Annotated in this window: 26 protein-coding genes and 1 other annotated feature; of the genes, 24 read left to right on the top strand and 2 right to left on the bottom strand. The window is 54.7% G+C overall.

Translation table 11 applies throughout. The features are described 5' to 3' along the window. Window positions 1-912: N-acetylmuramoyl-L-alanine amidase (locus PEL01S_RS32835; RefSeq protein ID WP_127463176.1), on the bottom strand; the 912-nt coding region annotated here is incomplete at its 3' end. Between the two features lie 198 nt (window positions 913-1110). Here PEL01S_RS32835 and PEL01S_RS32830 point away from each other — a divergent pair. From PEL01S_RS32830 to PEL01S_RS32745, 18 genes are all read left to right on the top strand, one after another. Further along, window positions 1111-1353, top strand: coding sequence for a DUF4321 domain-containing protein (locus tag PEL01S_RS32830; protein WP_063185217.1), 243 nt, complete (start codon window positions 1111-1113; stop codon window positions 1351-1353). Window positions 1354-1415: 62 nt separating this feature from the next. Further along, window positions 1416-2126: a Maf family protein gene (locus PEL01S_RS32825; RefSeq protein WP_127463175.1), complete on the top strand. Its 711-nt coding sequence runs from the start codon at window positions 1416-1418 to the stop codon at window positions 2124-2126. 492 nt (window positions 2127-2618) lie between these two features. Beyond that, window positions 2619-3308, top strand: coding sequence for a RadC family protein (gene radC, locus PEL01S_RS32820; protein WP_063185173.1), 690 nt, complete (start codon window positions 2619-2621; stop codon window positions 3306-3308). 165 nt (window positions 3309-3473) lie between these two features. Then, the gene (locus PEL01S_RS32815) at window positions 3474-4508 is read left to right on the top strand and encodes a rod shape-determining protein (RefSeq protein ID WP_063185175.1); all 1035 of its coding nucleotides are present in this window, start codon (window positions 3474-3476) and stop codon (window positions 4506-4508) included. A 29-nt stretch (window positions 4509-4537) separates the two neighbouring features. Next, complete coding sequence (mreC, locus tag PEL01S_RS32810; protein WP_082867132.1) at window positions 4538-5386, top strand: rod shape-determining protein MreC; 849 nt, start codon at window positions 4538-4540, stop codon at window positions 5384-5386. A 10-nt stretch (window positions 5387-5396) separates the two neighbouring features. Beyond that, entirely contained in the window at window positions 5397-5924 is a 528-nt protein-coding gene (gene mreD, locus PEL01S_RS32805; RefSeq protein ID WP_127463174.1) for a rod shape-determining protein MreD, read from the top strand. Window positions 5925-5998: 74 nt separating this feature from the next. Then, window positions 5999-6664, top strand: coding sequence for a septum site-determining protein MinC (minC, locus tag PEL01S_RS32800; protein WP_036690573.1), 666 nt, complete (start codon window positions 5999-6001; stop codon window positions 6662-6664). A 19-nt stretch (window positions 6665-6683) separates the two neighbouring features. After that, window positions 6684-7481, top strand: coding sequence for a septum site-determining protein MinD (minD, locus tag PEL01S_RS32795; protein WP_036690570.1), 798 nt, complete (start codon window positions 6684-6686; stop codon window positions 7479-7481). A 7-nt stretch (window positions 7482-7488) separates the two neighbouring features. Next, window positions 7489-8643, top strand: coding sequence for an FtsW/RodA/SpoVE family cell cycle protein (locus tag PEL01S_RS32790; RefSeq protein WP_063185178.1), 1155 nt, complete (start codon window positions 7489-7491; stop codon window positions 8641-8643). A 162-nt stretch (window positions 8644-8805) separates the two neighbouring features. Next, window positions 8806-9768 (top strand): M23 family metallopeptidase, encoded by a 963-nt coding sequence (locus PEL01S_RS32785; RefSeq protein ID WP_127463173.1) that lies wholly within the window; start codon window positions 8806-8808, stop codon window positions 9766-9768. Then, entirely contained in the window at window positions 9761-10672 is a 912-nt protein-coding gene (locus tag PEL01S_RS32780; RefSeq protein WP_371860736.1) for a M50 family metallopeptidase, read from the top strand. The genes PEL01S_RS32785 and PEL01S_RS32780 overlap by 8 nt, the downstream gene beginning before the upstream one ends. A gap of 36 nt (window positions 10673-10708) precedes the next feature. After that, a complete protein-coding gene (locus PEL01S_RS32775) occupies window positions 10709-11950 on the top strand; it encodes an Rne/Rng family ribonuclease (RefSeq protein WP_174807047.1) in 1242 nt (413 codons plus the stop codon). A 52-nt stretch (window positions 11951-12002) separates the two neighbouring features. Next, window positions 12003-12091 (top strand) — a sequence feature (ribosomal protein L21 leader region). Window positions 12092-12102: 11 nt separating this feature from the next. Next, complete coding sequence (rplU, locus tag PEL01S_RS32770) at window positions 12103-12414, top strand: 50S ribosomal protein L21 (RefSeq protein ID WP_010498637.1); 312 nt, start codon at window positions 12103-12105, stop codon at window positions 12412-12414. Between the two features lie 6 nt (window positions 12415-12420). After that, window positions 12421-12759 carry a ribosomal-processing cysteine protease Prp gene (locus PEL01S_RS32765; protein ID WP_063185182.1) on the top strand — a complete coding sequence of 113 codons (339 nt, stop codon included), beginning with the start codon at window positions 12421-12423 and terminating at the stop codon, window positions 12757-12759. A 14-nt stretch (window positions 12760-12773) separates the two neighbouring features. Then, window positions 12774-13085: a 50S ribosomal protein L27 gene (rpmA, locus tag PEL01S_RS32760; RefSeq protein WP_010498641.1), complete on the top strand. Its 312-nt coding sequence runs from the start codon at window positions 12774-12776 to the stop codon at window positions 13083-13085. Window positions 13086-13248: 163 nt separating this feature from the next. Next, window positions 13249-13884 (top strand): Spo0B domain-containing protein, encoded by a 636-nt coding sequence (locus tag PEL01S_RS32755; RefSeq protein ID WP_231884825.1) that lies wholly within the window; start codon window positions 13249-13251, stop codon window positions 13882-13884. Window positions 13885-13905: 21 nt separating this feature from the next. Continuing rightward, on the top strand, window positions 13906-15207 hold the full coding sequence (gene obgE, locus PEL01S_RS32750; RefSeq protein ID WP_063185185.1) for a GTPase ObgE: 1302 nt from the start codon (window positions 13906-13908) through the stop codon (window positions 15205-15207). 379 nt (window positions 15208-15586) lie between these two features. Continuing rightward, on the top strand, window positions 15587-16648 hold the full coding sequence (locus tag PEL01S_RS32745) for an anthranilate phosphoribosyltransferase (protein WP_127463172.1): 1062 nt from the start codon (window positions 15587-15589) through the stop codon (window positions 16646-16648). A 322-nt stretch (window positions 16649-16970) separates the two neighbouring features. Here PEL01S_RS32745 and PEL01S_RS32740 read toward each other — a convergent pair whose 3' ends face one another. Further along, window positions 16971-17474: an NUDIX domain-containing protein gene (locus PEL01S_RS32740; protein WP_127463171.1), complete on the bottom strand. Its 504-nt coding sequence runs from the start codon at window positions 17472-17474 to the stop codon at window positions 16971-16973. A 149-nt stretch (window positions 17475-17623) separates the two neighbouring features. On the opposite strand from PEL01S_RS32740, the gene thrR reads away from it, so the two are divergent. The 6 genes from thrR to PEL01S_RS32710 form a co-directional block, all read left to right on the top strand. Next, window positions 17624-18097 (top strand): transcriptional regulator ThrR, encoded by a 474-nt coding sequence (thrR, locus tag PEL01S_RS32735; RefSeq protein ID WP_010498650.1) that lies wholly within the window; start codon window positions 17624-17626, stop codon window positions 18095-18097. A 54-nt stretch (window positions 18098-18151) separates the two neighbouring features. Beyond that, window positions 18152-19438, top strand: a complete 1287-nt coding sequence (locus PEL01S_RS32730) for a homoserine dehydrogenase (protein ID WP_127463170.1) — start codon at window positions 18152-18154, stop codon at window positions 19436-19438. A 5-nt stretch (window positions 19439-19443) separates the two neighbouring features. Continuing rightward, window positions 19444-20505 carry a threonine synthase gene (thrC, locus tag PEL01S_RS32725; RefSeq protein ID WP_063185193.1) on the top strand — a complete coding sequence of 354 codons (1062 nt, stop codon included), beginning with the start codon at window positions 19444-19446 and terminating at the stop codon, window positions 20503-20505. Window positions 20506-20521: 16 nt separating this feature from the next. Then, window positions 20522-21502 (top strand): homoserine kinase, encoded by a 981-nt coding sequence (thrB, locus tag PEL01S_RS32720; RefSeq protein ID WP_127463169.1) that lies wholly within the window; start codon window positions 20522-20524, stop codon window positions 21500-21502. Continuing rightward, window positions 21499-22383, top strand: coding sequence for a prephenate dehydratase (pheA, locus tag PEL01S_RS32715; RefSeq protein ID WP_108534280.1), 885 nt, complete (start codon window positions 21499-21501; stop codon window positions 22381-22383). Before thrB ends, pheA begins: the two co-directional genes overlap by 4 nt. A 366-nt stretch (window positions 22384-22749) precedes the next feature. Next, the coding region (locus PEL01S_RS32710) for a LysM peptidoglycan-binding domain-containing protein (RefSeq protein ID WP_127463168.1) at window positions 22750-23396 on the top strand (647 nt) is incomplete at its 3' end.

The raw sequence follows: 23396 nt of genomic DNA, 5'->3' as shown, positions 1-23396 counted from the left end.
GGCCCCGGCGGCTCCGCAGCTTCCGCCGCCGTCGCCGTATACCCCGCCCGTGACCGTGCCGTCACCGGCGCAGGAGCTCCCTGCCGGCTTCGCCGCCGGCAGGTCGAACACCCGCCCGAGCAGCGTCGCCCACTCCGCTCTCGTCAGCAGCCGGCCGGGCTCGAACCGCCCGCCGGTGCCTTCAACCACGCCTTGCGCTTTCAGCCGCAGGACGGCGTCTTTGGCCCAGTGTCCCCGAAGATCGGGGAACACGTTGCTTTGCGGCGATATGTATGCTTCAATGCCTCGGGCAATGCCGAGCGCCATCGTCTGGCGCATCGAGTCGCTGGCTAGCAGCTCCGCATCCGCTGCGTTCGAGAGAAACGCCGTCTCCACGAGAATGCTCGGCACCGTTCCCATCCGCACGACATATACCGCGCTGGGAACAAGCCCCTTATTTTCCAGCCCCGTCGTTTGGACGAAGGCGTCCAGCACCTGCTGCGCCAGCTTGCGGCTCTCGGGCGTGAGCGCCTTCATTTCTTCGCTGGCGGGGTAGCTGCTCTGAGGGTAGGCGTCGTCATAATAAAGCACCATGGCCCCGCGCGCGTCCGCATTAAAATACGAATTCGCGTGAACGGAGACGAACAGATCGGGCTGCTGTCCGTTGGTGAAGTCGACGCGTCCCTTGAGCGAAATAAAATCGTCGGTGTTCCGGGACATGACCACCTCATAGCCCCGCTGGACAAGCAGATCCCGCAGCCGGCGGGCAATGTCCAGGTTCACCGTTTTCTCCTGCAGGTCGTTCACCCCGATGGCCCCGGAATCGGAGCCCCCATGTCCTGCGTCGACGACAATTTTTGCAGCCGAGGCATGCCCCGGCACCACCAGAAGGGCGAACGCGAGCAAAGCGGCCCGCATCCAAGGTTTTCGCATCTTCCGGCCCACTCCTTCCTTGATTCGGTTTCTATTGTACTGGTACTTCTTGCATCCGGTAAGCGGTAAAATATTCCTTCGCGCGAAGAAGTCCTTTCGTATAAAAGTCCGCTTGTTCCTTCGCGAGTTATGGTATAATGACGTGTGGCATTTTTGAAGCGGCCGATTGCATTTTTTACGAAAGAGGTATCCTATATTTTGAAAAAGAATACGCTCACGTTCATCCTCTTGCTGCTGCTCGGGCTCGTCGCTGGAACGCTCATCGGCCAACTGCTGTCGCCGTATGCGGGCTTGTCCTTTTTGACCAAATCCGTAGAGCTGACCTGGCAGCCCAAAGCCGATTTGTTGGTCGTCCGGTACGATCTGAATCTGCATATTCGGCTGAATCTGATCAGCATCGTCGGGCTTGCGGCTGGCTTTTGGCTGTACCGCAAACTTTAGGACCGAAGCGGACGGAGATGGCAAAGACACACTTTACAAAATTCGAAACGAGGGACCGGTTTATGACGCTCACGACATCCAAAACCTTGATACTGGCTTCATCTTCTCCGCGCCGCCAGGAGCTGATCCGCTTCCTTCAGCTGCCATTCGTCGTCCAAGCCAGCGATGCGGACGAAACGACGGACCCCGGCCTGACGCCTTCGCAAATCGTGGAAGAACTGTCCAGGCGCAAGGCGCTGGCCGTTCTTTCGCGTTTGAAGGCGGACGATTCCGTGCCGGAGGACGGTGTCGTTATCGGGTCGGACACCATTGTCGTATGGCAGGGCGAAGTGCTCGGCAAGCCGCAGGACGAAGCGGACGCCTTCCGGATGCTTAGCGCGCTTCAGGGCACGGAACACGAAGTATACAGCGGGATAGCCTGTATCGAGCTGACCGCGGATAACGCCCCGAACGGCGAAACCGGAGGCATGGAGGTTTCGGTTACCCGGCTCCCGGGGGCAGTTTATGCAAAATCGGCCGATCGTCTTACGGGAAGCTGCCGCATGACCGTCGGGCACAGCGTGACCAAAGTCGGCATGAAGCCGCTCACGGACGAGCAGATTCGGAATTATATTCGAACGGGGGAGCCGATGGATAAAGCGGGGGCTTACGGCATCCAAGGCCTAGGCTCTACCTTGATTCAAAACATCGACGGCGATTATTTTACCGTAGTCGGATTGCCGATGTACCTGTTGTCCGAGATGTTGGGGGCTCACGGGGTCCGGGTGCTGTAGCACCGGACGCCTTCCGGCCGTTCCGCAGTGAATCGCTAAACTTCTCCAAGAAAGGCGCCTTTCATCCGGCGCTTTTCGCGCCTGAGCTTATTGAGAAACCCGCTTCGCGTAGAAAACTCTCTGCATACGCCGGTGGGGTATATCCCTTCAGCCGCTCTTGAAACCCGTGAACTTGATTAGAATTAGTGGTATTTTCACGGGTTTCAAAGGCGGACGTAAACTCTTACGGGATATACCCCACCTCTATTTATCTGAGATTTTCTACCTCTAGGGTTTCTCAACACTCTCCGGCGCTTTTCGCGCCTCCCGACCATCATTTCCCAACGGGTTCAGGGACTGAAATCGACTCCGGCTTTCGAAGAGATATATAGGTTTTACCGCTTGGTCTGTGCGCATCAGTCCGGTATTCGTCGTGTAATGTCGGTCGCTGTCATTTGACAAAACATCATGCTATAATGAGAACTCGGACATCTCATAGAAAGAAGGGAATGCATGGAATCGCCCAATATGACCTTGCGCGATGTCCCCAGCGAAGACCGACCGAGAGAGCGCATGATGTTGTATGGGGCACAAGCACTGAGCAATGCGGAACTGCTGGCCATTTTGCTCCGCACCGGTACATACCAGGAATCGGCCGTTCACGTTGCCCAGCGACTGCTTCTTGAATGTGGCGGTCTCCGCATGCTGACGGACATGAGCATGGAGCAGCTTACCGAAATTAAAGGCATCGGCGAAGCCAAAGCGCTGCAGATTCAAGCGGGCATCGAGCTCGGGAGAAGGCTGGCGCGAAGCACGATGAACGAAACGGTTACGATTCGCTCGCCGCAGGATGTCGCTGCGCTGCTGATGGAGGATTTGCGCTATTTGCAGAAAGAGCATTTTGTATGCTTGTTCTTAAATACGAAAAATCACGTCATCGGGCAGGAAACGTTGTCGATGGGCAGCTTAAACGCCTCCATCGTACATCCCCGCGAAGTGTTCCGGGCTGCCATCAAGCGAAGCAGCGCTTCGATTGTATGCGCCCATAATCATCCGAGCGGCGACCCTACGCCGAGTCCGGAAGACGTGGAAATCACCAAACGATTAGTCCAAGCGGGCGAAATTATCGGGATTGACGTGCTGGATCATATCGTCATCGGCGACAAACGCTACGTGAGTTTGAAGGAGCTTGGATTCATGTAATATAATGAAAGAAACGGGCCGGACGGCAGGAGGTTCAGGATCAGACGAGCCTTGGTCGTCAGGCCGCAAATGCGTTGCCGCAGCAATGCGGCAGCTCCTCGTAAGCCGCATCAAACAAACCATTCCGCGTGATCAGCGCCTCAAATAGAGAAGGGAGCACCAACCATGTTCGGAGGATTCACAAAAGATTTGGGTATCGACCTGGGAACCGCAAATACACTAGTTTACGTCAAAGGCAAAGGCATCGTCGTGCGCGAGCCGTCCGTCGTCGCGATTCGCACGGATACGAAAACGATCGAGGCCGTTGGTAATGACGCGAAGAAGATGATCGGCAGAACGCCGGGTAACATCCGCGCGATCCGCCCGATGAAAGACGGCGTCATTGCCGATTTCGAGACCACGTCGACGATGATCAAATATTTCCTCCGTCAAGCGCAAAAGCAGCGCGTCCTGTTTCAACGTCACCCAAGCGTCATGGTCTGCGTTCCTTCGGGAATTACCGCAGTGGAGAAGCGCGCGGTAGAAGATGCGACGCGCCAAGCTGGCGCGCGCGACGCGTTCACGATCGAAGAGCCGTTCGCTGCGGCCATCGGCGCCGATCTTCCGGTATGGGAGCCGACGGGCAGCATGGTGGTGGATATCGGTGGGGGGACGACTGAAGTCGCCGTCATTTCGCTCGGCGGCATCGTTACCAGCCGTTCGATCCGCGTCGCCGGCGACGAGATGGATGAAGCAATCATCCAATATATTAAACGCACATACAATTTGATGATCGGCGAGCGGACGGCGGAACAGATTAAGGTGGAGATCGGTTCGGCACTGCCGTTGGAACCGCCGACCCGTCTTGAAATCCGCGGCCGCGATCTCGTGTCCGGCCTACCCAAGACGATGGCCGTGACGTCCGACGAGATTACCGAAGCGCTTGCCGACACGGTGAACAGCATCGTGGAAGCCGTCAAGGTTACGCTTGAAAAATGCCCGCCGGAGCTGGCGGCCGACATTATGGACCGCGGCATCGTACTGACCGGCGGCGGGGGCTTGCTCCGCAATCTCGATAAGCTGCTGTCCCGCGAAACCGGCATGCCGGTGCTGGTCGCCGAGAATCCTTTGGATTGCGTGGCCATCGGAACCGGACGCGCGCTGGAGAACATTCATTTGTTCAAAACGAGAACCGGTCCTACAAGCAGGTCCAGGCGCTAAGCGCAGTCTTGGGTTGGAAGGTGTAGCCATTGAAACTACTGGGGAATAAAAGACTGCTGATCCTGATGCTCGGCCTCATCTGTTTTATTGCGTTGATGGGGCTGACTTTCGGCCAACTGGGCTATAGAACTTGGCCTGAGAAATTTCTCAAGGATACCGTCGCATGGACACAGGGATTGATTTATAAGCCGGTCAGCTTTGTCGCCGGCGTTTTCGAAGATGTGAACCGGCTGCGTACGCTTCATGAAGAAAATACGGTGCTGCGGGAAACTTTGTCTAGATACGCCCGCGATACGACACGGCTGAACGACTTGGAGCTGCGAAATGAACGGCTGCAGGCGATGCTCGGATTCACGGAGCGGCAAAAGTCGATGAACAAGTATAACTTCCGGATTGCCGAAGTGGTGACGTTCCAGCAATCGAACAAGACGATTACGATCAATTTGGGAGAAAAAGACGGCATCCGTCCGAACATGGCCGTTCAATCGGTCGAAGGCTTGCTCGGCCGCGTTATTTCGGTTTCCAATTTTTATTCCGATGTCCAGCTCCTTACCGGGATCGATGACAAAGCCGTAGAATCCAAGGCGATATCGGCAACCGTGAAAGGAAAGGAAAACGAGTCGTTCGGCATGATCGAGCGGTTCGATCCCGACAAGCAAAAGCTGATCATGACGAAGATTGATCCCAATGACAAGCTTCAGGTCGGGGACACGATCATTACGGCCGGGAAAGGGCTTGTCTTCCCGCGCGGCATTGAAATCGGCAAAGTGGTAGAGCGATACGAGGGCGATTCCGTTACTCATGTCGCGGCTATCGAACCGTTTGCTTCCTTCAACCATCTTCGCGAAGTATTCGTGATCGAAGTGCCGGAAGGTTGAGGTGAGCCGCATGAGTCATAAAAAGTTATGGTTAATTCTCTCCGTGTTGTTTCTGCTTGAAGGAACGCTCCTTCCTTGGCTCGTTCCCGTCGCCTGGCAATCGAAGGTCCAGGTGGACCCGCATTTCGTACTTGTTATCGTTCTATTTATCGGATTATATATCAACCGGCATACGGCACTTGTTTACGGCCTCGTATTCGGTATGCTGCACGACTTCATCTATCATTCGCCCATGCTCGGACCTGTATCGTTCGGAATGGGCCTTGCCGGATATTTGGCCGGGATGCTGCAAGGACGCATTTATTCGAGCATTGTGATCAGCATGATCGTGATCGGGCTCGGCAATTTGTTTTACGATACGGCGATCTACGGCTTGTTTCGGCTGTTTCGTGTCACACATACGAACCTTGAGTGGGTATTCCTTCATCAGATGCTGCCGAGCATGCTGATCAACCTGTTGTTTGCGCTTGCCATTTACGTGCCGATCCGCAAGCTTTTCGAAAGTCTTCCGGTGAAGCAGGCCGAGGAAATGGAATAATTTTTTTAACGCAAGGCAGCAGGAGAACGCCCGCGCCAAGCCGAATTGTATAGGCTTAGGAGGTAGGAGCGGTTATGGCGGCAGCTAAACATCATGTGACGATCAAAGGTGTGAAGGACGGATTGGTGTTTTTGCTCGATGACGCGTGCGAGTTTTCCGACGTGGTCGCCGAGCTGAGACATAAGCTGGAGAAGACGCACCAGCAAATTTTAACCGGGCCGATCATTCATGTGCACGTCAAGCTCGGCAACCGGGCGGTGACCGAGGAGCAGCGGGAGCTGGTGCGCAGCATCATCAGTCAAAAGGGCAACCTGCTTGTTCAATCCGTTGAGACGGCAGATCCTTCGCACGAGCGAGCGCCGCAAGGGACTCCGGACGTGAAAATCGTTCGGGGAATCGTCCGTTCGGGACAGACATTTTCGCACGAGGGCGACATTTTATATTTAGGGGACATTAACCCGGGCGGAGCTATTATCAGCTCGGGCAGCATATATGTGATGGGCTCGCTTCGCGGCATGGCGCATGCGGGGGTCGACGGAGACGAAAGGTCCGTTATCGCCGCTTCGCACATGAGGCCGACGCAGCTGCGCATCGCGGGAATTATAAGCCGTCCTCCCGATGAATGGGGTCTTGGCGACGCTTTCGATACGTACATGGAATTCGCCTACGTGAAGGACGGCAAAATGGAAATCGACAAAATCCATCATTTGCACAAGTTCGGCTTGAATGTACACGCTTGATGGTAAAGGAGTGGGACCTATGGGAGAGGCAATCGTTATCACGTCCGGCAAAGGGGGCGTCGGCAAAACGACGACGTCCGCGAATATCGGAACGGCTTTGGCTCTGCAGGGAAAAAAGGTCGTCATGGTTGATACGGACATCGGTCTCCGCAACTTGGACGTCGTGATGGGCCTTGAAAACCGCATTATATACGACTTGATCGATGTCGCCGAAGGACGGTGCCGTCTGCCGCAAGCGCTTGTGAAGGATAAGCGCTTCGACGAGCTGTACATGCTGCCGGCTGCCCAGACGAAAGACAAGCATGCGATTTCGCCGGAATCGGTTCGGCAAATTGTGGTTGAGCTCAAGCGCGATTTCGACTTTGTGATTATCGATTGTCCGGCCGGCATCGAGCAGGGCTTCAAAAATGCGGTGGCGGGCGCAGACAAAGCGATCGTCGTCACGACGCCGGAAAACGCCGCCGTACGGGATGCCGACCGCATCATCGGTCTTTTGGAAAAAGAGCCGAACGTCGAGTCGCCGAAGCTCGTGATCAACCGCATTCGTCCAAACATGGTCAAAAAAGGCGAGATGCTCGATATCGACGAAATTTGCTCTGTCCTTGCCATCGATCTGCTTGGCATCGTTCCGGATGACGAGTATGTCATTAAAGCGGCGAACATCGGAGAGCCTACCGTGATGAACCCAAATTCGCGCGCAGCGATCGCTTATCGCAATATCGCCCGGCGGATGCTTGGCGACTCGGTGCCGCTGATGCCCATGGAAGAGAAGACCGGGGTATTCAACAAAATGAAAAAGTTTCTCGGAATAGGATGAACGTCAGGTGCTGCACAAGCTGAAAAAAATCGATGTGCCCATCGTAGTCATACTTCTCGCCTTCATGGTCATCAGCACGATGCTCGTGTACAGCGCGACGCTAAACTCAAGAGTCATTACGTTTGAACCGAAAAAAATAATCGTGATTTACATCGTATCCATTATTGCCTTTTTGGTTACGACCCTGATCGACTACAGGATACTGACCAAAGTCTCCTTTTATTTATACGGATTCGGCGTGTTTCTTCTCATTGCCGTTCTACTGTTTGGCGAAAAGATCGGCGGGGCAAGAGGCTGGTTTTCTCTTCCGGTCGTCAAGCTGGATTTTCAGCCCGTGGAACTATTCAAAATTATTTTGATTTTAACATTGGCCATGATCATTGCCAGGCGCAAAGGGGAGCCGCTTGAGCTGCTTCGGGATGTCGTTCCTATCGGCTTGATTACGTTCCTCCCCGTTGTTCTGGTCACGGTTCAGCCCGACCTTGGAAATGCGATGATTTTGGTTGTCATCTTGTGCGGAATGTACTGGATCGGCAACATGAAGCTAAGCAATTTATTGATTGGGGCACTGGTCATTGCCGGGGCCGCCTATTTGTTTTTATATTTGTTTCAGCATTATCATACGGATATCCAGCAGTTCTTTCAGGCCCAAAAATGGCCGACCCACTGGATGGACCGCATCAATACGTTTATTAGTCCGGAAACGGCCAGCAAGGACGACAAATGGCAGGTGGACAATGCCATCCGCGCCATCGGCTCGGGCTCGCTGATCGGGGAAGGATATTTGAACGGATCTTCCGTTCACAGCAACCGGATTCCCGTCGTTTACACGGATGCGATATTCGTCGTTGTCGGCGAAGAGTTCGGCTTTGTCGGAGCTTCCGTTTTGCTGCTGTTGTATTTTGTATTGATTTACCGCATGATTCTCATTTCGATTTATTGCAACCACCTCGCTGGCACCTACATTATCATCGGTATCGTCTCCATGATGGTTTTTCAAATTTTCGAAAACATCAGCATGTGGATCGGCATTATGCCCGTAACCGGTATAACGCTACCGTTCATCAGTTACGGGGGAACCTCGCTGCTGATCAACATGATTGCGATGGGGCTCGTCATGAGCGTACGACTGCATGATGACAAGCTGCTAGAGGACGAGTGAACAAAAATGATATGAAGCCAAGTGAAGCACCCTGCCGAAGGGTGCTTTTTTGTATAGAATTTGCGGCGGAACCGAATCCTTTCGTTCCTACTCCTTGTCCGTATATTTGCGGGTACAAGCTCATAGGATGGAGTATAGCTTGAATGCGGGAGGAGCAGGGGGATGGAAACGAGAAAAAACGTCCGGGAACGCCGGTCCGAAAAAATACGCAAGCTGCAGGAAGGCGAAAGTCGCCGAGCAAGCAGGGACACGGAATATGCGCACATCGAATTTCCGTCTGGAGGAGAGATTCGCGAATGGGACCGGGACAGCTTGGGCATAGGGGGAGAATGGAGGTTCCGATCCGACGACCCGCGCGGATTGCCCGGATCTTATTCCCGGCAAGAGGGTCCGCCGAGGCCGGACTTATATGGTCCCGCCGACCCTGAGGAGGAATGGAACCGCAAATGGCAGCGGGAACTGTCCCGCATGAGCCGGGAGGATGACGGAGGATCGTTTTTTCGTCCGGGCCCCCGCACCGGGCGGCTTGCGGTCCGGCTATTGATTAGCGGGATGCTGTTTGCTGCCGTATGGGGCATGTTTCTTCTCGACCGTCCTTGGGCGAACAAGGGGAAGCAGTGGGTAACCGCCGCTTTAACCGAGTCGTTCGATATGGTCGCGCTAGCCTCATGGTACGAAAGCAAGTTCGGCAGCCCGCCGTCGTTTCTTCCTGCGATGAACCCTGCGAAGCACACGGAAGCGCAGAAGGTCGCTATTGTATCAAAGCACTACTTTCCACCCGTCGCCGGAAAGCTCATTGCTCCGTTTACGCCGGTGCAGGGCGGGGTTCTTGTGGAGGCTGCGACAGGCTCGCCCGTGGCGACCATCGATACGGGACTGGTCACGTTTGCCGGTCCGAAAGAAGATATCGGGTTCACCGTGGTGCTTCGGCATGCGGACGGTATGGAGTCCGTCTACGGGCATCTGGAGCCGGGAAAGGTGCAGGCGGGCGATTGGTTCAAAGGAGGGGAATCGATTGGCACAGTAGCGGAACCCGTGGGGGGGCAGGGAGCGGGAACGCTCTTTTTTGCCGTTTCGAAGAACGGTAAGCCTGTCAATCCGATGGACGTGATTTCGTTTGATTAAACTGTGGAGAGGCAGGCCGTGGAATGAATGGTTCGGCATTCGCTACCGGTTTCATCCGCTGTTTTCGATCCTGCTGCTGCTATCCGTCTGGACGGGATATTTTATTGAAACGGCAACGCTGTTCGGAATCGTTCTCATTCATGAGCTCGGGCACGTCGCGGCTGCCCGCAGCTTCGGCTGGCGGATCAGAGAAGTGCAGCTGCTGCCCTTCGGGGGCGTTGCCTCGATGGAGGAGCCCGGCGGCGTTCCTGCCGTTCAGGAGCTTGTCGTCGCTCTGGCCGGGCCGCTGCAGAACGTTTGGATGATGGCGGTCGGCTCGTTTTTGACTGCGGTCGGTCTGTTTTCCGACCCGTGGGGCTCCTATTTCGTGCAGGCGAATCTGCTGATCGCTTTGTTCAATCTCCTTCCGATGCTGCCGCTGGACGGAGGCAAGGTGATGCAAGTGCTGGTTGGGCTGTGGCTGCCTTATCAACGTACGATACAGGTGACAGCCGGGACTAGCTTGCTGCTAAGCGCACTGTTGATTGGTGCCGCCGGTGTGCACCTGCTTTCGGAAAAAGGCGGCATTCAGCTCAATTGGTTGATGATCGGACTGTTTTTGCTCTATTCCAATTGGTACGAATGGCGCAGCGCGCCTTACCGCTTCATGCGTTTTTTGGTGCATCGCGAAGCGCGGTTCAAGGATATAAGAGATGGAAATGGCGAGCTTGCCGGACCGATCGTGGTGTCGGGAAACCGTAAAGTGACCGAGGTCGTCCGGTTATTTATGCGCGACCGGTATCATTTGATTTATGTGCTGAACGACAAAGGGCGCATCCGCTATGTCGTTCCAGAGCGCGCGGTGCTCGCACACTACTTTGACGAAACAAAAAGAGGAAAGTCGCTTGCCGAGCTTTTCGCCTAAAGAATGTGGTACAATAGGGCCGAGGTGTTGCTGCACATGAAACGTATATTGGTGAAATGCAACGAAGAGCATACCGAGGTAGCCGTCCAGGAGAACGGTAAGCTTATGGAATATTACAAAGGCGAGCGAAATCAGGGGCAATTGGCCGGAAATATATACATCGGGCGCGTGGTTCGAGTGCTGCAGGGAATGCAGTCGGCTTTTGTCGATATCGGGCTGGAGCGCAACGGGTTTTTATATATCGACGATTTGCTGCCGGCTCATATGGATAAACAGCCGAAGGAAAAGCCGCCTATTCATGATTTGGTCAAAGTGGGACAGCAAATTATGGTCCAGGTCGTCAAGGAGCCTGTCGGTACCAAGGGAGCTCGCGTGACGACACATTTCTCGCTTCCGGGCCGCTTCGGCGTCTACATGCCGTTCGCCGATTACATCGGCGTATCCCGCAAAATCGACGGCGCCGCCGACCGCGACCGGTTGAAGCGGATGGCAGAGCGCCATCTGCGGCCCGGGGAAGGCTTCATCGTACGTACGGCAGCGCTAGGAGAGCCCGAGGAGGCGCTGGCGGACAATCTCGAGGAGCTTCGTGTCCGCTGGAAGCAGCTGGAGAAAATATCCCAATCGGACGGAGACGTGCCGCGTAAAATTTACAGCGATCTGGAAATGCTGCCGCGTTTGCTCCGCGATTTGTTCCGCGACGACGTGCAGGAGCTGGTCGTAGGCTCCGAGCGGATGCTGCAGGAGGTGCGCGGACTTATTGCCTCCCCTCGTTCCGAAGCACTTGCCGAACGGGTCAAGCTCAGCCCTCATCCCGATCTGATTGCGGAATATGGGGTGGAGAAGCAGCTTGAGCAAGGACTCCGACGCAAGGTTTGGCTGGACAATGGCGGGTATTTGATCGTAGACCGGACGGAGGCGCTGACCGTCTTTGACGTCAATACGGGCAAATACACGGGCTCGATCGATCTGGAGCAGACGGTGTTCGACACGAACCTCGAAGCGGCCAGAGAGATTGCGAGATTGCTGCGGCTGCGCGATATCGGCGGACTGATCATTATCGACTTCATCGATATGGAAACGGAAAGTTCCCGCCAGCAGGTGCTCGAGGAGCTGATTCGGGAAACGAAGAAGGACCGGACGAAAACGGTCGTTGTCGGCTGGACAAAGCTCGGGCTGGTAGAACTGACGCGCAAAAAAGTGCGGGACAGCAAAGAGGCGGCGGCTCTGAAGTCGTGTCCGACTTGCGGAGGCAACGGTTTTGTCGAAAGCAGCAATTAAAGTATTGCTTTTTGTCTAGGCTTTGTGATATTATGTTTTGGTATGTTGCTATAGCATGCTGTAACCGCGCGAAGCGGGTTGTATCAAGCGTTTGTCCGGCTCGGACAAACCACCTGGCTTTAGGCGAGTCTGAGACATGAGGAGGTGCAACAATGTACGCAATTATTGAAACTGGTGGTAAACAGTACAAAGTCCAAGAGGGCGATGTTCTTTACATCGAGAAACTCGAAGCAGGCGAAGGCGAAGCGGTTACATTTGACCGCGTATTGGCCGTATCCGGCGCTAACGGTTTGGTGGTAGGCGCTCCGGTAGTTTCCGGCGCTTCCGTATCGGGTAAAGTTGAAAAGCATGGCAAAGGCGAAAAAATCATCGTTTACAAATACAAAGCGAAGAAAAACTATCGCCGCAAGCAAGGCCATCGTCAACCTTACACTAAAGTTGTGATCGAAAAGATCCAAGCGTAAGAAGCCATGATTCGGGTCGCGATAACACGGGGGCCGGGCAGGCGGATTGAACGTTTTGCCGTTGACGGACATGCGCAATACGACGAATCGGGCAAGGATATTGTCTGTGCCGGCGTATCTGCCGTAACCGTAGGAACGGTAAACGCCGTCGAAACGCTAACGGGAATTCAGCTTGGAACGCGCATGAAGCACGGGTTGCTTCAAGTCAAGATTCCGGCGGAGCTCGAGGCGGACATCGACGAAAAAGTACAGCTTTTGCTGGAAAGCATGGTTGTCATGCTGAGATCTATTGAACAATCGTATGGTGCATATATAGCGATGCAAGATACATCATCATTCGAGTAAGGAGGTAGACAGACATGTTGCAATTGAATCTTCAGTTGTTCGCATCCAAAAAAGGTGTAGGTTCCACGAAGAACGGCCGTGACAGTATTGCGAAGCGCCTTGGCGTTAAGCGTGCCGACGGTCAAAAAGTGACGGCAGGAAGCATCCTCGTTCGTCAACGCGGAACGAAAATCCACCCAGGCAACAACGTGGGAATCGGCTCGGACGACACGCTTTTTGCTAAGGTTGAAGGCGTTGTGAAATTCGAACGTTTAGGCCGCGATCGTAAGAAAGTGAGCGTCTACCCTGTGTCGGCTGCTCCTGTAGCCGCAGCAGTGGAAGTTTAATTCCCATCATCAACGTCCAAACCCCTGGCGAACGATGCTCGCCGGGGTTTTTTCTTAGTTAGAACCGGAATATTTTGGTAAGTTCACGGAGGAACCGTGAATTTTGCCGCATGGCGTGCTATACTAGGAGGATAAAGGACGAACCGGAACGGAGAGGGTAAGCGTGACGTCGAACGCACAAGGTCGTACTAACGATGTACAATTTTACGATGCGGCGAAGCCGGGGACGGCGCTGGGAGCCTTGCTCGATGGGCCGGATTCGGACATTCGTTTGCTTCGCTTATTCAATCATTACCGGCATGACTGGATGAACGATATCCAAATTTTGATGGGCTACGTACAGTTGAAAAAGTATGATAAATTGCTTCCGCTCATGGAGAAGATAAAAGAGAAGGTCAAGCAGGAAAGCTACGTGTCCAAGCTTGGGATTCCTTCTTTGATCGTGCAACTGCTAACCTTTCAGGCAGAAGTTAAAGAACTGCGTCTTGAAATGGCACTGGAACAAGAAATCCATCTGCAAGAGCTTGTACAGCCGCAGGAAGCGGCGGATGCCATTATGGCGCTGCTCGCCTGTTTCAGAGAAGAAGCTGGCGACTCCAGGGACGAAGAGAATGTACTTGAATTACGATTGGCCAGAATGAATGATCGTTTGAAGATGACGGCCCGTTACGAAGGGAAATACGCGGCACAGCGGCTGCAGCATAAAGAAAGATCGCTTAAAGAAATACACGAAAGCTTGGAAACATATTACGGCGAACATACGGCTGTGTGGACGTTATGGTGGTCCTATCGGCATTGATACATAAAGAGGGTGAACTTGATGTTTGTAGACAAGGCGAAGATTTATGTTAAAGGCGGTGACGGAGGCGACGGTCTCGTTGCTTTCCGGCGGGAGAAGTATGTTCCTGAGGGAGGACCGGCCGGAGGCGACGGCGGGGATGGCGGCGATGTCATTTTCCGTGTGGACGAAGGATTGCGGACGCTGGTTGATTTTCGTTACCAGAAGCATTTTAAAGCGCAGCGCGGTGAAAAGGGTCGCAATAAAAGCCAGCACGGGGCGAATGCGGATGATATGGTCGTGCGGGTTCCACCGGGGACGGTCGTTATTGACGACGATACGCAGGAGATCATTGCCGATCTGACGCGTCACGGTCAGCAGGTCATCGTGGCTAAGGGCGGACGGGGAGGCCGCGGCAACACCCGGTTTGCGACACCGAATAATCCGGCTCCGGAAATTGCCGAGAACGGGGAAGAAGGCGTCGAACGCTGGGTGGTGCTTGAGCTGAAGGTCATGGCGGACGTCGGTCTGGTCGGCTTTCCGAGCGTAGGGAAATCGACGTTGTTATCCGTCGTATCCGGCGCCAAGCCGAAGATCGGAGCGTATCACTTTACGACGTTGACTCCGAATCTCGGTGTGGTCGATGTAGGCGACGGCCGAAGCTTCGTCATGGCGGATTTGCCGGGTTTGATCGAAGGAGCTCATGAGGGAGTAGGATTGGGTCACGAGTTTTTGCGGCACGTCGAGCGGACGCGTATCATTGTCCACGTGGTGGACATGGCGGCGACCGAGGGGCGCGATCCGTTTGAGGACTGGGCGAAAATCAACGACGAGCTGAAGCTCTATAACGCGAAGCTGGAAGAACGGCCGCAGATCGTCGCTGCCAATAAGATGGATATGCCCGATGCGGAGGAGCAGCTTGCCGAATTTAAGCGCAAGCTTGCCGAAATCGGCAAGGAAATGGACATTTATCCGATTTCCGCCCTTTCCCGTACTGGGGTGCAAGAGCTATTGTACAAAGTCGCCGATAAGCTGGAGACCATTCCGGAAATGCCGATGGTGGAAGAATTGGTCGAATTGTCGGAGCGTAAGGTGTACCGCCTAGAGACTGAGGAAGACGAGGACTTCACGATTCGCCGGGAAAACGAGGTCTTTGTTGTCGATAGCCCGAGCATCGAGAAGCTGATCAAGCGGACCAACTTCAGCACGCATGAATCGGTGATGCGGTTTGCGCGCATTTTGCGGAAGAAGGGCGTCGATCAGGCGCTGCGCGAGCGTGGGGCGAAGGACGGCCAGACGATTCGCATCGGGGATTTTGAATTTGAGTTCGTAGAACAAGAGTAGAACAATCGAAAGCATCAATCGAACGTGTGATGAACATGTGAGATTGATGCTTTTTTTGTTGATTAATTAGGGGAATAAGCGAATGGATCGATAAAAAAATAGGATTGAACTTTTTGCTTTTGAATTGTATAGTAAATACATGTAATGAAATATTACATTTAATTAGGTCTTTATAACGTTTTATTTTGTGGAAACGCTTGGTTCTCAGTCCATCTCTCGATTAATGTCATTATAATTAACATTTAATATGTCGGTTGTGGAGTTAGATCATTAAGGCGGCCCTCAGTATCTGTATGCTTGCGTTCTCGTCCTTAGTCCGTCATATGCCCCTTAGCCTTTCGCATGCCGAGGGTTGATATTTTCAGGAGGTGATTCCGTCTTGAAGGAGTGGATCAAAGCGGTAGGGAGCCGGAAGCCCGGGACCCGGAACTTGAGCTATGACGAAGCGGTGGCTGCAGCTCACGCCATTGCGCGCGGCGACTCGACGGATGCGCAAACGGCCGCATTTCTGATGGCGATGCGGATAAGAGGGGAATCGGAAGAGGAGATGACGGGGTTCATCGATGTTTTCCGCAAATATTCCTTACCCTATCGTTCGTTCTCTCATTCCCTTAACTCCGCCGGTCCGCATAACGGACGATCGTGCTTTCCGGTGACGATTCCGGTCAGTTTGCTGTTGGCCTCCGTCGGCTTTCCTCAGGTGCTGCACGGCGGCGAATCGTTTTCCCCGCGAACGGGACAATCGCTGAAATCGCTTTTGGAGGGACTCGGGCTTCAAATTGTGCTTGGGGCGAGAGAATGGGAAGCGGTATTTATGCAGCTCGGTATCGGCTTTATTTGGACGGAGCTCATGTGTCCGCCATTCGGCCGCATGCGCCCGGTTCGGGAGCAAGTCGGTTTGTGGACCTTGCTTGATACGGTCGAGCAGGCCATGAATCCGGTTCAGTCGCAATATATCGTTCTTGGGGTTCGGCATAAGATGGCGATGGAGCGATTGTTGAAGCTGCTGCCGAAATCCGGAGTGGAAACGGCTTACCTTATACAGGGAATAGAAGGCACGGAAGATTTGCCGCTTCACAAAAGCAGCTCGATTCGCAAGGTGACCCTATGGGGCGACGAGGCAACCACGATCGATCCCGGGACGTTTGGTTTTCATGGCGCTCCTTTGGAGAAATGCGGCAAAGAACGCCAGCTTGAGCTGCTGGAGCGCATCATACAAGGAGAAGAAGCACCGGAACTGAACAACGTGCGGGAGCATGTCGTTTTTAACGCCGGGCTGCGATTGTATTGGTTTGACAAGGTCGGATCGTATGAAGAAGGCTTCCTACTGGCCCGCTCCCTATTGCAGCGCAAAGAAGCGTTTAAGCTGCTGGTCAAATGGCGTGAGCTTAGCGGTATCGACCAGAGCGGAAAGCTGTCACGGAAGAAAATGAGCGGCTGATGGACCGGGCTGCAAAAGCGATATGGTTGAAGGGAAGGGAGCTCATCTGGGGCGCCCTGAGCTTGTTGAGAAAGTGGTCTAAGCAAAAATAGAGAAACATACGGAGGTGGGGTATCCACTGGAGAAGCGATAGCGGCCGCCTTTGTCTTCGGGAAATGTCCGCTACTAAGCGGCTTCCAATCAAATTTCCCGAAGACAAGAGTGGTCGGAAGTGGACACCCCACCCCTTCGTTACCTCTATAATCCCGTTTGACCACTTTCTCAACACTCTGAGGGCGCTCATCTGGGGCGCCCTCTTTGTTTTTGACATGTGGGAAGCAGGTCAGACTTGCTGCGGGTCGATGAGCTGCGTCCAATGCACAGCAGAATTACCTTCTTCGTCATAGCCCGCCGTTCCGACCCAAACGTGGGGATTCGGCCCTTCGGTAAAATAATGCTCCAGCAGCTTGCGGAAAATAAACGGGATTTCGCGGTGGAGCACCTGATGGCGTGGAATCCAATGCAGCTCCCCCTCGTCCGTCGAGCCGACGTCCCTTTTCAAGGCTTCGGCCGTATAGATGAACTGCTGGCGCACTTCCTGTTGGTTAAGGCGTATTAAGATGTACTGCAGCCGCAGATTCGCGATATGCTCCGCCAGCAGCCCGGTTTCCTCGTGAATTTCCCGGAGCACCGCAGCCGCCGGATCGCCGATTTCGTGCGGCTCCAGATGTCCGCCAACGGACGCCCACAAGCCGGGGGACAGCGTCCGGTTTGGCGAGCGCTTCATCATAAGCATATCGTTTCCGTGAAATAAGATAGCCGTAGCCATCAAACGCGCTCGTATCAAGCTTCGTCCTCTCCTTTGTGCGTAACGCGGGTTTGCTGTATACCACTTTATCACAAAATATCGAAAAAAGCCTATTGCGGGAAGTCTTCGCTTTGCGCTATAATGTCCACTAGGTAAAAACAATCGTCTTTGTAGAGAGGACTGTTACAGTGCCGGAAAAACAAGCCGTTCAGGATAGCCGAATCGGGACGGAACGCTACTTTTTGGTGCGTGAAGATATATTGCCCGAGGCGCTGATTAAGACGGTGCAGGCCAAAGAGCTGCTGGCCCGCGGAGAAGTGAAAACCATTCACGAAGCGGTGGAGCAGGTGGAGCTGAGCCGAAGCGCTTTTTACAAGTATAAGGACGGGATTTTCCCGCTCAGCAAGCTCGAACGGGAGCGGATCGTGACGATCTCGATGGATTTGGAGCATCGGCCGGCGATTTTGTCCCGGGTGCTTTCGATGATTGCAGGACTTGAGGGCAACGTGTTGACGATCCATCAGACGATTCCGCTGCAGGGCGTAGCCAATGTTGTCATCTCGGTGGAAACGTCCATGATGGACGAGAACGTCGCCTCGCTGCTCGACAAGCTGCGCAGCCAGGAAGGGGTAAGCCGGGCTGCTTTGGTAGGTCAAGGCTAGAACTAATTTTTGGGACCATCTACTTTATGCACTACGACAATCAGGAGGAACCCTATGAAACCGGTCAAAGTTGGATTACTCGGTCTCGGTACGGTCGGTACCGGGGTCGTTCGTATCGTGGAAGGACATCAACACGATCTGATGAGCCAATCAGGCTCGCCGATCGAGATCGCAAAAATTTTGGTGCAGGACAAAAACAAAGCCCGCAATATCAACGTTTCGCCGGATATGCTGACGGAAAATCCCTGGGATGTCATTGAGAACCCGGAGATCGACGTCCTCGTCGAAGTGATGGGCGGTATCGAGCTGACGAAGCAGCTGATGCTCGGTGCGCTGGAGCGCGGCAAGCACATCGTGACGGCAAACAAAGACCTGATGGCGCTGCACGGTCCGGAGATTTTGGCCAAGGCTGCCGAGAAAGGCTGCGACGTCTTCTATGAAGCGAGCGTAGCCGGCGGTATCCCGATCATCCGCACATTGATCGAAGGTTTTTCTTCCGACCGGATCACGAAGATTATGGGGATCGTCAACGGGACGACCAATTACATTTTGACGAAAATGAGCCAGGAAGGCGCGGCTTACGCCGATGTGCTGAAGGAAGCCCAGGAGCTCGGCTATGCCGAATCCGATCCGACCTCCGATGTCGAAGGCTTCGATGCGGCGCGGAAAATGACGATTCTCGGTACGCTCGGCTTCCACGCTAACGTCGCGCTGGCGGATGTGGAAGTGAAGGGCATCTCCGGCGTAACCAAAGAGGATATTACGTACGGCAAACGTTTGGGTTACGAAGTGAAGCTGCTCGGCATCGCCGAGCGCCAGGACGAGCATATCAGCATCAGCGTGCAGCCGACGATGGTGAAGACGTCGCATCCGCTGGCGTCGGTCAACGGAGTGTTCAATGCCGTGTACGTGTACGGAGAAGCGGTGGGCGAGACGATGTTTTACGGCCCCGGCGCGGGTGAGATGCCGACGGCAACGTCGGTTGTGGCCGACCTTGTCGCTGTCGTCCGTAACCTGAATCTTGGCGTGAACGGCCGCCGCGGGTTCATTCCGTACAAAGAGAAGAAGCTGAAAACCGACGAGCAAATTTCTTCCAAAAATTTCATCCTGCTGCATGTCGCAGATAAAGCGGGCGTGCTGTCCCAAATCACGCAAGTGTTCGCCGAGCACGGGGTTAGCCTGGAGTCGGTTCTACAGCACCCGAATGCAACGAATCCGCTTGCCGAAATCATCATCATCACGCACGACGCTAACAAGGCGGCGATGAACAAGGTGCTGAAACAATTCGAAGCCATGGACGTCGTTCATGCGATCAAAAGCGTATACCGAGTGGAGGGCTAATCGAAATGAGATACATGGGACTGCTGCAGACCTATAAACAATACTTGCCGGTGAACGACAACACACCGCTGCTCACCCTGCAGGAGGGCAACACGCCGCTCGTCCGCGCGGAAAATTTGTCGAACGAGCTCGACCTCGACATTTATTTCAAATATGAGGGCTTGAACCCGACCGGTTCGTTCAAAGACCGCGGGATGGTTATGGCCGTTGCCAAAGCGATGGAAGAGGGCAGCCGCACGATCATGTGCGCCTCTACCGGCAATACGTCGGCGGCGGCAGCCGCTTATGCGGCGCGCGGCGGGCTGAACTGCATCGTGCTTATTCCGAATAACAACATCGCGCTCGGTAAGCTGGCTCAGGCGATCATTTACGGCGCCAAGGTCATCGCCATCGAAGGGAACTTCGATCGTGCGCTGGAGATCGTACGCGAAATTACGGCCAAGCATCCGATCACGCTGGTGAACTCCGTCAATCCGTTCCGGATCGAGGGTCAAAAAACGGCGGCGTTCGAGGTATGCGACCAGCTTGGCAAAGCGCCGGATTACCTCGCGATTCCGGTTGGCAATGCGGGCAACATTACCGCTTATTGGAAAGGATTCAAGGAGTACTACGAGAACGGCAAATCGAAGTCGCTGCCGAAAATGATCGGCTTCGAAGCCGAGGGCGCGGCGGCTATCGTGCGCGGCGAACCGATCCCGAACCCGGAAACGATCGCCACGGCGATCCGCATCGGCAACCCGGCTACTTGGAAAGGCGCGGAGGCGGCGGCCAAAGATTCCGGCGGTCAAATCAATTTCGTGACGGATGAGCAGATTTTGCATGCTTACAAGACGATTGCCGCGCGCGAAGGAATCTTTGCCGAGCCAGCCTCGGCGGCTTCGATCGCCGGCGTCATGAAGCTGAAGAGCGAAGGCTACTTCGAGAAGGGCCAATCCGTCGTCTGCGTGCTGACGGGACACGGTCTTAAAGATCCGAACATCGCCATCAAGAGCGTCAGCGCGGAACCGATGGTCGTACAAGACTCCGAAGAAGCGGTCATGGAAGCGATCCGCAAGCTCGAAGGTTAGGGGCGTCGCGGTAACTATGGAAAACGGCAGCAGGAGGGTGCGCGTCAAGGTACCGGCCAGCACGGCCAACCTCGGCCCCGGCTTCGATACGCTGGGAATGGCATTGAATTTGTATGCTTGGATTGAGATGGGGCTTGCCGAGACGACGCAGATTGAGCTTTTCGGCGACCAGATGAATGGCGTGCCTGCGGATAAAAGCAATCTCATTTACAAAGTAGCCCAAATGGTGTTTGAGCGGGCGGGTGTCCGTCATCCGGAGCTGTACATTGCAATGTACAGCGACATTCCGTTGACGCGCGGCCTTGGCAGCAGCGCTTCGGCTATTGTCGGCGCGCTGGCTGCGGCAAACGCACTGATCGATCGTCCGTTTACCGACGACGATTTGTTCCAAATGGCGACGGAGCTGGAGCAGCACCCCGACAATGTCGGGGCCTCGCTGTTTGGCGGTATCGTCGTCGCGTTCTGGGACGGGAAGCGAGCGGAGCATATCCGCATTGAGCCGCATGAACAGCTGGAAGTGCTGGTGGCGATCCCGCACTTCCAGCTGTCGACGGACAAGGCTCGCGGGGTGCTGCCGCGCGAGCAGAGCCTCGAGAACGCCGTCTTCAACGTCGGCCATTCGTCCGTGCTGGTAGCCGCCCTATGTACCGGGCGGCTCGACATGATCGCGCGCGCGATGAAGGACGCGCTGCATCAGCCGTACCGGAGTCCGCTCGTGCCCGGGCTCGCCAAGATCCTCGCCGAAGCGACGGACCACGGCGCGCTCGGCGTCGCGCTTAGCGGCGCGGGTCCGACGATGCTGGCGCTCGTCGATCGCCGCAGCTCCCGGAAGGCGGAGCTTGAGGCTTTCATGCGGGGAACGTTGAAGGAAGAGGGGATCGAGGCCTCGACGATGTGGCTGAGTCCCGACAGAGCGGGGGTTCAGGCGCACCGAGTGACCTCTGCGGACAGCGGACGTACACTATTTGAAATGATAAAGGGAGAGAACCGGGCATGAAGCGAATATCGCTCCTCGGACCTGGAACGTACACCGAAGAATCCGCACATCATTATCTTGGTCGGGACGCTTTTGACTATGTAAATTACAAATTGATTGCGGATGTGTTCGAATCGACGGTAAACGGCGTGACCGATTACAGCGTGATTCCGATCGAAAATACGTTTGAGGGCTCTGTCAGCCTGCATGTGGACTGGCTCGTGCACAATGTCGACCTACCGATTCAGGCGGAATGGGTATACCCCATTTCGATCAATCTGCTGCGTTTGCCCGGCGGGCCAGGCGGTTCGGATGAGCTGGAGGCGGCTTGCGGAGCAATCCGGAAAATTTATTCTCATGGGGTGACGCTGGCGCAGTGCCAGCAATTTCTGCGTACGCATTTGCCCGATGTCGAGCTGGAGCCTGTCGGCAGTAACGGCGAAGCGGCGCGTATGGTCAGAGAGCTTGGCGATCCTGCCGCTGCCGCGCTTGCGCCGCTCGGCGCCGGGGCATTATACGGGCTGGAGACGCTGGCAGCGGGCGTACAGGACCATCAGAACAATTTCACGCGCTTCGTGCTGATCGGTCACGAGAAGCCGCAGCTCAAAGAGACGGCCGACCGGAAAACGACCATCCTGGTCACGCTGCCGGAGGATTTTCCGGGGGCGCTGCATCAGGTGCTCTCGGCGTTTGCCTGGAGGCGCATCAACTTGTCCAAAATCGAGTCGCGCCCAACGAAGAAAAAGCTGGGAAGCTATTATTTTTATATCGACATTGAGGCTTCGATGGATTCCGTACTGCTTCCTGCGGCTCTGCAGGAAATCGAGGCCATCGGCTGTCAAGTCCGGCTCATGGGCTGCTATCCAACGTTTTCTTACGGGACCGAAACGGCAAAAGTCTAGCCCGTATGGCTTAGGTCGTTTATTTAAACGGCGAATACGGCAGCAAAAAGAATGCGAAATTTCGGCGGAAACGTCGATGCTTGTGATAAACTGGTGAATCTAGGGGAATCTGCCTGCGGCAGGTTTCTTTTTTTTTGAGTTTTGATTGTCGTGGGAAATTTCTCTCTATCACGGGTAGTAAGAGATGCCGTGGTTTCGTACCATTTTTTTCGATTCGGATGGTCAAATGCCTACTTTGCTGCATAAACTGTAATGTCATTTTGTTCCGGAGCGCCAGCGGGCTTTACGGAGCCGGTTCCGGGCCGGAAATCAAGCGGTTTTGTTAAGTCAATACGACTTCCGCACAACTTGAAGGAGGTTTATGCAGTGAAGATTCATATCGTCAAGAAAGGCGAGTCGCTCTATGGGCTGTCCCAAAAGTACGGCGTCGAACTCGACAAGCTGATCGCGGCCAACCCGCAAATCACCGATCCGAACGTCATCGATGTCGGGCAGAAGGTGAAAATTCCCCATGCGCCGAAGCCGGTAGCCCCCCCGCCAACGGATTATTTGTATAAGCACGTCGTTGTCCAGGGGGATTCGCTTTGGAAGCTGGGCAAAGCGTGGGGAGTTCCGCTTGCGGACATGATTGCGGCCAACCCGCAGCTTAAAAATCCGAATGTATTGATGACCGGAGATGTCGTCTATATTCCGAAACCGGGCTCGAATCCGAATCCTTACCCGGCGGTAGCTCCACAAGCTCCGCTGCCTGTTGAAGCGTCTCCGATCTCGGAGCTTCCGCTCGCTCCGAACGTAGGTATGCCTAATGTAGGTTCACAGCCGGAGATGGAAACGCCTCATATGGGACCGCTCACGAATTTGGGGATACCGCACGTTATGCCGCTGTCTAATATCGCGCAGCCAAATGTAACGCCGTATTCGGTGCAGCCGAATATCCCGGAGCCAAATGTGACGCCGTATTCGGTGCAGCCGAATATCCCGGAGCCAAATGTGACGCCGTATTCGGTGCAGCC

This window comes from Paenibacillus elgii NBRC 100335 (genome assembly GCF_004000865.1).
Lineage (GTDB): Bacteria > Bacillota > Bacilli > Paenibacillales > NBRC-103111 > Paenibacillus_G > Paenibacillus_G elgii.
This window is presented reverse-complemented; position numbering and strand designations above follow the sequence as displayed.

Coding starts and splice junctions, on each gene's coding strand:
- rpmA (WP_010498641.1), top strand. CDS start 12,774: ATGTTGCAATTGAATCTTCAGTTGTTCGCATCCAAAAAAGGTGTAGGT.
- obgE (WP_063185185.1), top strand. CDS start 13,906: ATGTTTGTAGACAAGGCGAAGATTTATGTTAAAGGCGGTGACGGAGGC.
- PEL01S_RS32730 (WP_127463170.1), top strand. CDS start 18,152: ATGAAACCGGTCAAAGTTGGATTACTCGGTCTCGGTACGGTCGGTACC.
- PEL01S_RS32825 (WP_127463175.1), top strand. CDS start 1,416: ATGACGCTCACGACATCCAAAACCTTGATACTGGCTTCATCTTCTCCG.
- PEL01S_RS32775 (WP_174807047.1), top strand. CDS start 10,709: ATGAAACGTATATTGGTGAAATGCAACGAAGAGCATACCGAGGTAGCC.
- thrB (WP_127463169.1), top strand. CDS start 20,522: ATGGAAAACGGCAGCAGGAGGGTGCGCGTCAAGGTACCGGCCAGCACG.
- PEL01S_RS32815 (WP_063185175.1), top strand. CDS start 3,474: ATGTTCGGAGGATTCACAAAAGATTTGGGTATCGACCTGGGAACCGCA.
- mreD (WP_127463174.1), top strand. CDS start 5,397: ATGAGTCATAAAAAGTTATGGTTAATTCTCTCCGTGTTGTTTCTGCTT.
- pheA (WP_108534280.1), top strand. CDS start 21,499: ATGAAGCGAATATCGCTCCTCGGACCTGGAACGTACACCGAAGAATCC.
- minC (WP_036690573.1), top strand. CDS start 5,999: ATGGCGGCAGCTAAACATCATGTGACGATCAAAGGTGTGAAGGACGGA.
- rplU (WP_010498637.1), top strand. CDS start 12,103: ATGTACGCAATTATTGAAACTGGTGGTAAACAGTACAAAGTCCAAGAG.
- PEL01S_RS32765 (WP_063185182.1), top strand. CDS start 12,421: ATGATTCGGGTCGCGATAACACGGGGGCCGGGCAGGCGGATTGAACGT.
- thrC (WP_063185193.1), top strand. CDS start 19,444: ATGAGATACATGGGACTGCTGCAGACCTATAAACAATACTTGCCGGTG.
- minD (WP_036690570.1), top strand. CDS start 6,684: ATGGGAGAGGCAATCGTTATCACGTCCGGCAAAGGGGGCGTCGGCAAA.
- PEL01S_RS32785 (WP_127463173.1), top strand. CDS start 8,806: ATGGAAACGAGAAAAAACGTCCGGGAACGCCGGTCCGAAAAAATACGC.
- radC (WP_063185173.1), top strand. CDS start 2,619: ATGGAATCGCCCAATATGACCTTGCGCGATGTCCCCAGCGAAGACCGA.